Below are 8,978 nucleotides of genomic sequence, written 5' to 3'. Positions count from 1 at the left end.
TCGTTGAATTTTTGTTCGTATGGAAATTGCGTGATGGCTATGAGACAGTCCGCCCTGGTTGTTAATAGTGAGCACGGAGCGGACATGAAAGTTTTTGTCAGTTGGTCAGGGCAAAGGAGCAAGGCTGTAGCAGAGTTGATCAGCGACTGGATCAAGTGTGTACTTCAAGCGTCTCAGCCGTGGATATCCACGCGAGATATTGACAAGGGAGCAATTTGGTTTTCTGAGATTTCAGATCAGCTTAAAGATACGGCAGCTGGTATTGTTTGCTTGACTCAAGAAAATAAAAACAAACCGTGGATTCTTTTCGAAACTGGCGCGCTTGCGAAAGGATTAAGTACGAACAGAGTGTGTACGTTTTTGATTGATTTACAGCCTAGTGATATTGAAGATCCTTTGGCTCAGTTCAATCACACTGTTCCTGAGCGATCGTCGATGTGGAGTCTTATAAGCTCTTTAAATTCGTGCATGGAGATCAACAAGCTTGATGAACGAATTCTAAAGCAGGTGTTCGAAACTTATTGGCCCCAGTTTGCGGATGGCTTTGCATTAGCATTAGAGTCGAACCCTCAATTAGTGGATGTTGTGCCTCGTTCCGAAGAAAGTATTTTGGCCGAAATACTTTCAAACACTCGATCCCTTTCAAATCGCGTGAGGGACTTAGAGTTTAGGGCGAGTTCGACTGCTGATGCTGGGAATCCGTTTTCCGGTTTAGCGGAGAAGCGTCAGTTATTAATATCCCTAATAGAAAAGAATGTGCCGATCGAAGAGATTATTGAGCTTGCGAAAAAAAATGAATTCCCTATTAAAGAATTAGATTCACTGTTAAGAGTTTTCCGTAAGACAACAAAGATTCGCGGTACGGTGGATGCTTCGTACAACGGTGTTAATTCTGCTTCCGAGCCCAAATAAATCCTCACTGGAGATCATCTCTTCCTTTTCTCGCGCCACGCTCCATGACCGGATGCGGTGGCGTGATTCATTGAGGTGGGTTATTTGTGTTCGGCCCGGCATGGGGCCGGTCTTAAGGAGTCAAATTTTGGATACAGCGTTTTGGGCAAATTACATTGCGGGCGCCGCACTGCTGATTTCTGTTGTTGCAGCGATTCTTTCTTGGCGAGCGGTGGCCACCGCAAAAAAAGCAAATCAAATAAATATTCATCTTTATCAAAAAATATTGTACGAGAAATTTCGCATTGCTTTTGAACAGCTAAAAAAATCAAGTTCGGGATCAATGCAGCGAGAGTTTATGGAGTTTGGTCCCCATGTACAGTCAGCTGGCATTTATGTCTCTTCCGGTTTGGCTGAGGATATCACGGAGTTTTACACCGTTTGTTTAAACTTGCAGGAGAGTAGAGAAATCTTGGAAGTTTCGAAGTCTAAGTTAGATAACGCGCAGGACCCTAATCATGTGTCCATGAGCAATCCGATCTCAAGTCAGGAAATAGAACTGGCTGTGCGGAATCATGCCAAAGCGCGTGGTAATTTCATCTACGCTCGTGCGCATGCAATGGAGCTCGGGAAAAAATTGCAGGATAGGTTCATAAAAGAAATGGTGCTGGTTTGATGCTTAGTTACCTTCACGCAATAGACTGAGAATGGTTAGCAAGCAAAGCCCGTCATTTCGTCAAGGGAAATTTCGATAAGGTAAAAAAGCACCACCGGCGGTACTGTTGTTCAGATCGTCGCCGAGTTTTAGGAGTTATCTCTCGTCAGGCGCCACCCTCCGTGACCGGTGGTGGAGAGATAGGTGTTTGTGAGCTATTGCTTCAAGGCCCGGCGTTCGGTCGGGCCAAGGAGGGAATATGGAATGCTTGGTTTGCGGATCGCCTGCGAAAGAAATCCGTCCGCAAGGGGACTATCGCGAAATTGACTGCCCGGACTGTGGTGTATTCCGGGTAAGTGGTAGCTTATTCGCCATTCAGCGTGGCCGAATCTTTGATGTGGCGCCAACGCGTATTGCACTGGAAAGAATGCGAAGGGTAGGAGATATCCCGATACTAAACACAATCGACGAGGAGTTACTTTACGTGCCGGGAACTACGCCTCCCGGAAAACGTTACTCGTCATGAACAATTCGAAGAGCCTCGCGGTCGTGGGCTAACTTCAATTTCCGCGACACGTTTTCGGTTATTGCGTATTCGTGTCGCGGCGGCGGCACAAGCAGCGAAAGGGCGCCGCCCGGGCCAAGGCTGTGCAGGTGATGAATCATCAGCGTGATCGCCTCGCTCCTCGATTCCGCTCCAGGTCATCAACTCACCAAGGGCTTGGCGCGTGCCGGGCAGGCAGTGAAGCCGAATTTCCTCTTCGCCGCGGCGCTGCCTCTTCGCCGAGGCTTTCGCTGAGCGATCTGCGTTGCTCTTGGCCATGTCCTGCCTCTTCAATTCCGTGGGCCGGTATATCCAGCCATGTTTGTCGTCGGCGCTGGCGCACCTGGTTGCTGAGCCGCTTCATGAAGTGAACTTGAAGCCGTTCTCGCGAGCGATGAGGCGGGCGCGCTTGGCTTCCATGCCGCAATCTCGCGCAGCCTTGGCTGCCGGTGTGCCGGCCTCCGCCAGTTCCTTCAGCCTCGGTGCTACTTTGTCCCGCTCGGCGCGCAGCTTGCTGCTGTGAGCGCTGCCGAATGTGCCGTCCTTCTCACCGGTTACACCAGGCGGGATTTCCTGCACCGACTTTCCTGAGCCGAAGTAATGTTCGAGCTTCTGGTTAAGGTCGGAGAGGATCGAATCCCGCGGGTGGGGCATTGGTACGCCGATCATTTGCCCCAGCCCTCGATGTTGACCTTCTTACCGTCAGCCTGGGCCTCGAGGATCTGCGCGCAGTTGATCGCAGCCTTCCAGCTGAAACGGATGCCTTTCACCTTGCCGGTGGAGCGCTCAACGATCCGGTAGATGTGTTCGCTGACACTGATCACTTGGAAGCGCACCTGCTGCACGGGCAACTCCTTGCCGCACGCGGCGTAAATGGCGGACATCTCCAAGTGGCGACGGGCGTGCATCGCGGCAACCCCGTCGGCGCGCTGCTGCATTGATGGGTGCATTGCTTATTCCTCGGTTGGTTGCGTTTATTCGTCAGCACTCGGCCTTCCTGCTGTTCGCCGTTGGGCGCAGGGGAGAGTGCTGACGGATAAAGGCAGGCGTAAAAAAGCCCGAGATCACCCGGGCTTTTGTTTGCGTCACGGGTACCACCCTACGTGACAGCCTCCCAGGCCCGCTGCTGGCGACGGCCTGGGTTTGAATCATCAGCGGTGACCTTGAACTTGGGGTGGCCTACCGATTGCTCGGCCGGTGCGCGGTGACACCGTCGGCCCAGATGCCGCTGCCTGTCAGGATGTTGGGCGCAGACTTCAGGCTTACTGCGCCACACAGTTGAATCGGTCACTTACTTCATGGTGGTGATCTCCGTGTAAGGGTCATGATGGTGAGCACTAAGCCTGCTAATGCGCACCTAACTGAGTGTTATCTCAGCTGACGCAGGTGGCCGGTATAAGCCGGGGCTTCGTCCGCATCGGTCTGCCATCTCTGGGTAGTGCCGCAGTGCAAGTGCGGCCTCTTCGGGCGCCGGCAGCGCTACCGGTTGGCCTGCCCAGTAAGGCAGATGGCAGACCGATGCGGCCTGGTGCTGGGGAGTACCGGGTGCTCGGGCAGTTATCGTCAGGCTGACGTGGCGCTGGTTGGTCTTTATCAGCCGTGTGTTACGGAGAGGTCACTGAGGATGCACACCGACCCGTCGTCAGGGTCCGTGGTGTCGGAGTAATCGATCTGGTTGTAAACACCTCCGTGGAAGGCGAGGGTCTTCGTGTCCCAGGTGTTGTCGAGGCGCATGATTGCAGAGGTGGATTTAACCCCGTTGCAGCTCGCCGACACGGACACGGCGCCGGTCGAGTTGGCGTGAATGTTGATTTTGAAGAGAGCACCGAGGGGCACGTTTTCGAGAACTGTTGTGTTGACTGGATCGTCCTGCAGGTAGCTCGACCGGAACCCCATGGTGATCTTGCCCTTGTTCCAGAACACCTTGACTGGAGGCCGCTCCGAGCCCTTCACATGTATTTGGGCAATGACAACCTTCTGAAGAGAGTTGACCTTCAGCAGACGCATCTCTTGTCGGTTCCAGTGGTGTGCCGCGCTAGAGAAGAGCCAGTACCCCGGCTCCTTCCATTCGCAGCGGGTGCGCTTCGTGCTCTTGCTGGAAGCTCCGAGTGTCGGCGCCTTCATCTGCAGCGAGCAATCGGGAAACATTGAGACGATGTCAGGGCATTCAATCAGCGCCCGCCAGCCGATCAGTTCAAGCGCGATCGGATTGGTCTCTGAAATTGGAAGGGAAGTCGCGATGGTGAAGTTGCTGATGTCCACAGTCATTGTTGATTCCTGATTTCATTTGATGTCACCTGTTGCTCTGTCGAGCCGAGCCTGATGTAGGCCTACATCCCGCTGCACCCTGTCGCCAAGGTGCAGAAGTGATGCTGTCCATCGCGGCGAACCGTGCGTGCCGAGTTACCGGACACGGAAGCTCTCCGTGTTGCGTTGTTGGTCCCTGATCGCAATCAGGGTCTGTCTTCAGGCTGTTAAAGAGCAGTGGTGCTCCGCAGCGCCTGTGTGTCGCTGCGATGGATTAAATATGAACTATAGGTTCATATTAGGTCAAGTACCATAAGTACATATTTCGTGTAAAAGTACAGATATGTAGGAATTCTCGTGATTGCTTGTAGGGGGATTTACCGCGAACCAATGGTTCGCTATCCTCTCCAGTAACTGGATATACATACAGCTATAGGGGGATAGAATGACATGGGCGAACATGCAGTCAAAACGGGCTCAACGACCAAAACCCAGCGGAATAGAGCGGCTTGGACTGCGCGTCTCTTCGATGATCAATCACCCCGTTGCGCAGATTCAGCGCTGGGTGACGATCCACCGCTTGGACACGGACGGGGAGAGGGAGTGGGAAGAGGTGATGGGCTTGCTATCCGAAACGGACGGCATAGACATGATCTTCAACGACGATGAGTCGGTGACGATTAAGTGGGAAGCGGGTGCTGAAGAAAATCGACCCGTTGAAGTGCTTAAGGAAATAGAGGGGGCTGCGCCTTTTTGACGGGCAACAAAAGCCCGCTCAGTCGCGGGCTTCTACAGTATCGAAGATGTTACCAGCCGCAGTTTTTTCGAAGATCTGCCAAGGCTTCTGGCGATCCCTTGGAGTTGAAGACTGCGGTTATTGGGCTTTCGTTGTAAGGGGTCACGCTAGCTGCAAAGGTATCGCTCTGAATGATCCGTTTCAGCGCTCCTACCGGTGACCCCGGGTAGAAAGCGGCTTTCTTGTCGGTCGATACAGTCCAGTTCGACGTTATCGCCTTTTCTTGGCCTATGCGGAAAGTTGTTAAGGCATCACTGCCGAGGTAGTCGTGCCAGTTGATAAACATTTCCGTGTTTTTGCCACTGCACCTTACGATCAAGACGGGTTGGTCTCCTCGCCGGCTTGATCCTGTTTCAGAGAACAGCATTGCCGTGATTATTGTTTCGTCGGTCAGCGGGTCCTGTTTTGAGGATGATATCCAGCCCCCCTCTGTGGACTCAGGTGGCAAGGAAGTGCCTAGGCCATGACGAGAGGCAAGTGCGTCGTAACAGACGGATCGCTCTGACTTGTTGATCGTGCTCGCGCAGGCTTCTACCTCATCCTTGCCTATCAATGCTTCGGTCCCAGGAGCCGTCGCCTGATTCTTGGAAGCTATCGAAAGTGGCTGACTGACCAAGCCGTATTTGGCAGTAAGGAATCGCTGCTCCAGCATGGCGATGGTTTGTTCGTTTGTGGCTACTCCAGCCGCCTTCAATGCGCCAACTAAACCTCCGTAACTGGCGGCCTCAGCTTTGGCAATCGCGTTACTTGCTTTCGCTTTTTCAAGCTCGACAGCAATTGTCTTGGCGGCCTCAGGATCAGCCAAGGACACCTGGGTCACAGTATCAACCGGCGACCCTGCTTCAATGGCGTTTATTCGCTGCCCAACAAGAGCCTTGTTGGTTTTCAAAATCTCAAGTCGAGCGCCGATGAGAGCCTTAACCAGTCCGCCGGACAGTCTCGCATCTTCGGCTGCTGCACTGAGGATTTCTCGTTCTGTGTTTTCCAGTTGCTTTTTAAGCTCGCCGACAAGGGCTACATCTTCGGCCGTGAGCTCCTTTTTCAGGCAGCCCGACATGGCGGCTACTGCCACGACCAATAGAAAAACTCCAATTTTCCGCACGTCTTTACCTCCTTGATATTTATTCGCCATCATAGCTGATGCTCGATCAAGGAGGGAGATCTTGGGGCATGACACACGTACGATCGCGTAAAAAGCCCCATAGGCATTCCGCCAATTTGTTCAGGGCCTGGATAGATCAATCAATGTCTGAATCAGTCGCTGTAGTGGGGTCTTCCGGCCGTTTTTTGGCATTGTCAGAACCTCTGCCGTACCCCCACAAAGGCTAGACGCTCAGGCCTAGACCAAGTTACACCAGGTGAGCGTTCCACACCAAGAGCACGCGCGCCTGTATGTAAGTGTTTTCAGCCCTGATTGTTTGCGGTGGGTGCCGGGGGTTGTCCGAGAGCATGGTGATCTGCTCATCGCCCACCCACTGCAGTCGCTTGATATAGAGGTGACCTTCCCAAGAGAACATGTAGATCCCATCGCCCACGAATTCACGGATGCTAATATCGACGAGGAGTGGATCACGGTGCTTGATCGTTGGAGCCATCGACTGACCCCATCCAGTGACCATCTTGAGATGAAAATGCTCCTTGAACTCAACGCCCATTTCGCGCAAATGCTGAGGGCTAACTCGGACATCCTGCAGCATCTCTGGATAGTCGTGAGGTATCTGCCCTCCGCCCATAGCAGCCCGGACGTCGTAATGCGCAATCCACACTTCGTCCCCTACAGCTCCGGGCCGGTAGTAGTCGACCTCAATAGCGCCGCCACCGTCATCGGCCTCTGCGACTGCAAGTAATCGTCTGCGGGCATCTTCGGTTAGGCCTTTTCCCTGCTGGGCAAGCATGTCCCGAACAATATCCGCTGCTGATTGAGAGGTCTGTTCAATAGCACTTCTCGCCACCGCTGGGAGCTTGGAGAAGCTGGGTTCGTCACCCGAGCCATGCTGCAGCCATTCGATTTTCACCCCAAGAGCATCCGCAACAGCACTCATCCTGGCGGGCCCTGGTAAGGACTCGCCGTTTAGCCATTTGCTGGAGGCTTTCGGCGTGACCTTGGCGATTTCGGCCAGACGAGCTCCTGCCCCCCATTGGTCAATCCCATGGGCAGCTAGGGCTTTTTTGAGCCTGACAACGAATGCGGCGCGAATATCATCTATGTGAACCATAGGTTCAGCATCGCACGCTCTTGCATGTACTTTCAGTTCCGACATAATATGTACCGTAAGTTCATATTTTACTCGGAGGCCTCATGCGGCCGCTCAAGAAATCGATAGATGATGCTGGCGGCGTACCTGCTGTGGCCCTGGCCTGCGGGAAAACTCCGAGAGCTGTTTATAAGTGGCTGGTAGCTAATGCGTTACCGCGCACCGATTACACGGGCGAAACCCAATACGCAAAAAAGATTGCTGAGTTGGCAGCTTCCAATGGCAAGCCGTTCGAAGCGGATTGGCTCCTCACTGAAGCGTCACCTAAAAAATCAGTCGCGTAAGCCGCTGAACAAATGATCGCTCAGGTACCGCCGGGCATCCACGGAAACAAATTCGAGGTTTTACGAATGGAAGATTTCTTGAGGGCTTGCCACACCACCATCAAGGAAAGCGGCGCAGAAGAGTTGGCCGGGAAAATGTGCATGGCGCACGTGAGCCTGCTGCAGCGTTCGAACCCTGACAACGCGGCTCATCACCTGACCATCGAGCATCTATTCGGGATCTTGCTGCACACCGGCGACATGCGTCCGCTGATGACACTGGCCGATCAGTTCGGTTTTGAGTTGATCGCTAAGGTTTCCCCCGCGCCGAAGGCATTGACCACTTCGCTGATCCACGTCGGCAAAGAAGTCGCAGACCTGACCATCGCCATACACGAAGCGCTGGATGACAGACATGTGTCGAGCACTGAGAAATTCGAAATCCTCACGGAAATCACGCATGTCCGCGAGAGCCTCGCGGAGCTGGAAAGCTCGGTGAAGGCCGCCTGAATTTCGGGAACAAAAAAGCCGACGGTCGAGGTCGGCTTTTTCAACAGCGGCAAAACTTTGTGGAGATGATTATGCACAACCAGATCACCCCCGGCAACACCCCGCATGTCGCGACACTTTTGGTCCGCTCGCAAAACGTGTCGCGACACACCATGTCGTCACGCGAGATTGCCGATCTGACTGGCAGTACTCACGACAACGTTATGAAAACCATCCGTGGCTACTTGGCAAAGGGTGTCGTTTCTGCAAACGACACCCCCTACGTGCATACGCAGAATGGTCAGGTTTACCGCGAGTTCCTGCTCTCGCAGCGTGACACGCTCGTAGTGGTCTCGGGTTACAGCGTCGAATTGCGCGCCCGCATCATCGATCGGTGGCAGGAGCTTGAATCAAAAGTCGTTGGCCAGTTGGAAATTCCAAGCAGCTTTGCCGAGGCTTTACGTCTCGCTGCTGACCAGGCCGAGCAGAACCAGCTTCTTCAGCAGGTGATCGCCAAGCAGGCGCCAAAAGTCGAAGCGCTTCAGCGCCTCGCCAAAACCCAGGGCGATGTCTGCATCACTACTGCCGCACAGATTCTCGGAGTTCGTCCGACCAATCTATTCGCCTGGCTAAACCAGAATCGCTGGATCCATCGTCGCACCGCGCGATCGAGCTGGGTCGCATATCAGCCTCGCCTGAATACTGGCTGGCTCAAGCACAAGCTGGTCAAGGTTGGCGGCGGGGAAGGGCAGGACATCAAGGTAGTCGAGCAAGTGATGGTGACCCGTTCGGGCATGGTCACGCTCGCTGAACAACTTCAAGGAATTACGCTGTGAGC

Annotated in this window: 11 protein-coding genes and 1 pseudogene; 6 read left to right on the top strand and 6 right to left on the bottom strand. The window is 53.7% G+C overall.

Going from position 1 to position 8,978, the window contains the following annotated elements; translation table 11 throughout:
- The first annotated feature begins 84 nt into the window (after nt 1-84).
- A complete protein-coding gene (locus tag EQV97_RS22360) occupies nt 85-912 on the top strand; it encodes a TIR domain-containing protein (RefSeq protein ID WP_240890037.1) in 828 nt (275 codons plus the stop codon).
- A gap of 127 nt (nt 913-1,039) precedes the next feature.
- On the top strand, nt 1,040-1,567 hold the full coding sequence (locus tag EQV97_RS22355; RefSeq protein WP_240890036.1) for a hypothetical protein: 528 nt from the start codon (nt 1,040-1,042) through the stop codon (nt 1,565-1,567).
- Between the two features lie 492 nt (nt 1,568-2,059).
- Here the strand turns inward: EQV97_RS22355 and EQV97_RS22350 are convergent.
- From EQV97_RS22350 to EQV97_RS22335, 4 genes and pseudogenes are all read right to left on the bottom strand, one after another.
- Nucleotides 2,060-2,369: pseudogene (locus tag EQV97_RS22350) on the bottom strand (hypothetical protein).
- A gap of 81 nt (nt 2,370-2,450) precedes the next feature.
- Entirely contained in the window at nt 2,451-2,759 is a 309-nt protein-coding gene (locus EQV97_RS22345; protein WP_240890035.1) for a hypothetical protein, read from the bottom strand.
- Complete coding sequence (locus tag EQV97_RS22340; RefSeq protein WP_240890034.1) at nt 2,756-3,040, bottom strand: hypothetical protein; 285 nt, start codon at nt 3,038-3,040, stop codon at nt 2,756-2,758. The genes EQV97_RS22345 and EQV97_RS22340 overlap by 4 nt, the downstream gene beginning before the upstream one ends.
- Before the next feature lie 643 nt (nt 3,041-3,683).
- A complete protein-coding gene (locus tag EQV97_RS22335) occupies nt 3,684-4,358 on the bottom strand; it encodes a polysaccharide lyase family 7 protein (protein ID WP_240890033.1) in 675 nt (224 codons plus the stop codon).
- A gap of 424 nt (nt 4,359-4,782) precedes the next feature.
- Between EQV97_RS22335 and EQV97_RS22330 the strand changes: the two genes are divergently transcribed.
- Nucleotides 4,783-5,094: a DUF1654 domain-containing protein gene (locus tag EQV97_RS22330; RefSeq protein WP_240890032.1), complete on the top strand. Its 312-nt coding sequence runs from the start codon at nt 4,783-4,785 to the stop codon at nt 5,092-5,094.
- A gap of 49 nt (nt 5,095-5,143) precedes the next feature.
- Here EQV97_RS22330 and EQV97_RS22325 read toward each other — a convergent pair whose 3' ends face one another.
- Nucleotides 5,144-6,268 (bottom strand): type VI secretion system-associated protein TagO, encoded by a 1,125-nt coding sequence (locus EQV97_RS22325; protein WP_240890031.1) that lies wholly within the window; start codon nt 6,266-6,268, stop codon nt 5,144-5,146.
- A gap of 214 nt (nt 6,269-6,482) precedes the next feature.
- Complete coding sequence (locus EQV97_RS22320; protein ID WP_240890106.1) at nt 6,483-7,349, bottom strand: LexA family transcriptional regulator; 867 nt, start codon at nt 7,347-7,349, stop codon at nt 6,483-6,485.
- 83 nt (nt 7,350-7,432) lie between these two features.
- Here EQV97_RS22320 and EQV97_RS22315 point away from each other — a divergent pair, with 83 nt between their 5' ends.
- From EQV97_RS22315 to EQV97_RS22305, 3 genes are all read left to right on the top strand, one after another.
- Nucleotides 7,433-7,672, top strand: coding sequence for a helix-turn-helix domain-containing protein (locus EQV97_RS22315; protein WP_240890030.1), 240 nt, complete (start codon nt 7,433-7,435; stop codon nt 7,670-7,672).
- 66 nt (nt 7,673-7,738) lie between these two features.
- Nucleotides 7,739-8,161, top strand: a complete 423-nt coding sequence (locus EQV97_RS22310; protein ID WP_240890105.1) for a phage regulatory CII family protein — start codon at nt 7,739-7,741, stop codon at nt 8,159-8,161.
- Nucleotides 8,162-8,232: 71 nt separating this feature from the next.
- Nucleotides 8,233-8,976 (top strand): phage regulatory protein/antirepressor Ant, encoded by a 744-nt coding sequence (locus EQV97_RS22305; RefSeq protein WP_240890029.1) that lies wholly within the window; start codon nt 8,233-8,235, stop codon nt 8,974-8,976.
- Nucleotides 8,977-8,978: the final 2 nt, after the last annotated feature.

This window comes from Pseudomonas sp. TMW22090 (assembly GCF_022496665.1).
GTDB lineage: Bacteria > Pseudomonadota > Gammaproteobacteria > Pseudomonadales > Pseudomonadaceae > Aquipseudomonas > Aquipseudomonas gregormendelii.
Note: the sequence above shows the minus strand (reverse complement) of the source record. Positions and strands in the feature narration are given on the sequence as shown.

What these genes read in the sequence shown, in the direction of transcription:
- EQV97_RS22330 (WP_240890032.1), top strand. Translation starts at nt 4,783, where the DNA reads ATGACATGGGCGAACATGCAGTCAAAACGGGCTCAACGACCAAAACCC.
- EQV97_RS22305 (WP_240890029.1), top strand. Translation starts at nt 8,233, where the DNA reads ATGCACAACCAGATCACCCCCGGCAACACCCCGCATGTCGCGACACTT.
- EQV97_RS22345 (WP_240890035.1), bottom strand. Translation starts at nt 2,759, where the DNA reads ATGATCGGCGTACCAATGCCCCACCCGCGGGATTCGATCCTCTCCGAC.
- EQV97_RS22340 (WP_240890034.1), bottom strand. Translation starts at nt 3,040, where the DNA reads ATGCACCCATCAATGCAGCAGCGCGCCGACGGGGTTGCCGCGATGCAC.
- EQV97_RS22325 (WP_240890031.1), bottom strand. Translation starts at nt 6,268, where the DNA reads ATGATGGCGAATAAATATCAAGGAGGTAAAGACGTGCGGAAAATTGGA.
- EQV97_RS22335 (WP_240890033.1), bottom strand. Translation starts at nt 4,358, where the DNA reads ATGACTGTGGACATCAGCAACTTCACCATCGCGACTTCCCTTCCAATT.
- EQV97_RS22320 (WP_240890106.1), bottom strand. Translation starts at nt 7,349, where the DNA reads ATGGTTCACATAGATGATATTCGCGCCGCATTCGTTGTCAGGCTCAAA.
- EQV97_RS22315 (WP_240890030.1), top strand. Translation starts at nt 7,433, where the DNA reads ATGCGGCCGCTCAAGAAATCGATAGATGATGCTGGCGGCGTACCTGCT.
- EQV97_RS22310 (WP_240890105.1), top strand. Translation starts at nt 7,739, where the DNA reads ATGGAAGATTTCTTGAGGGCTTGCCACACCACCATCAAGGAAAGCGGC.
- EQV97_RS22360 (WP_240890037.1), top strand. Translation starts at nt 85, where the DNA reads ATGAAAGTTTTTGTCAGTTGGTCAGGGCAAAGGAGCAAGGCTGTAGCA.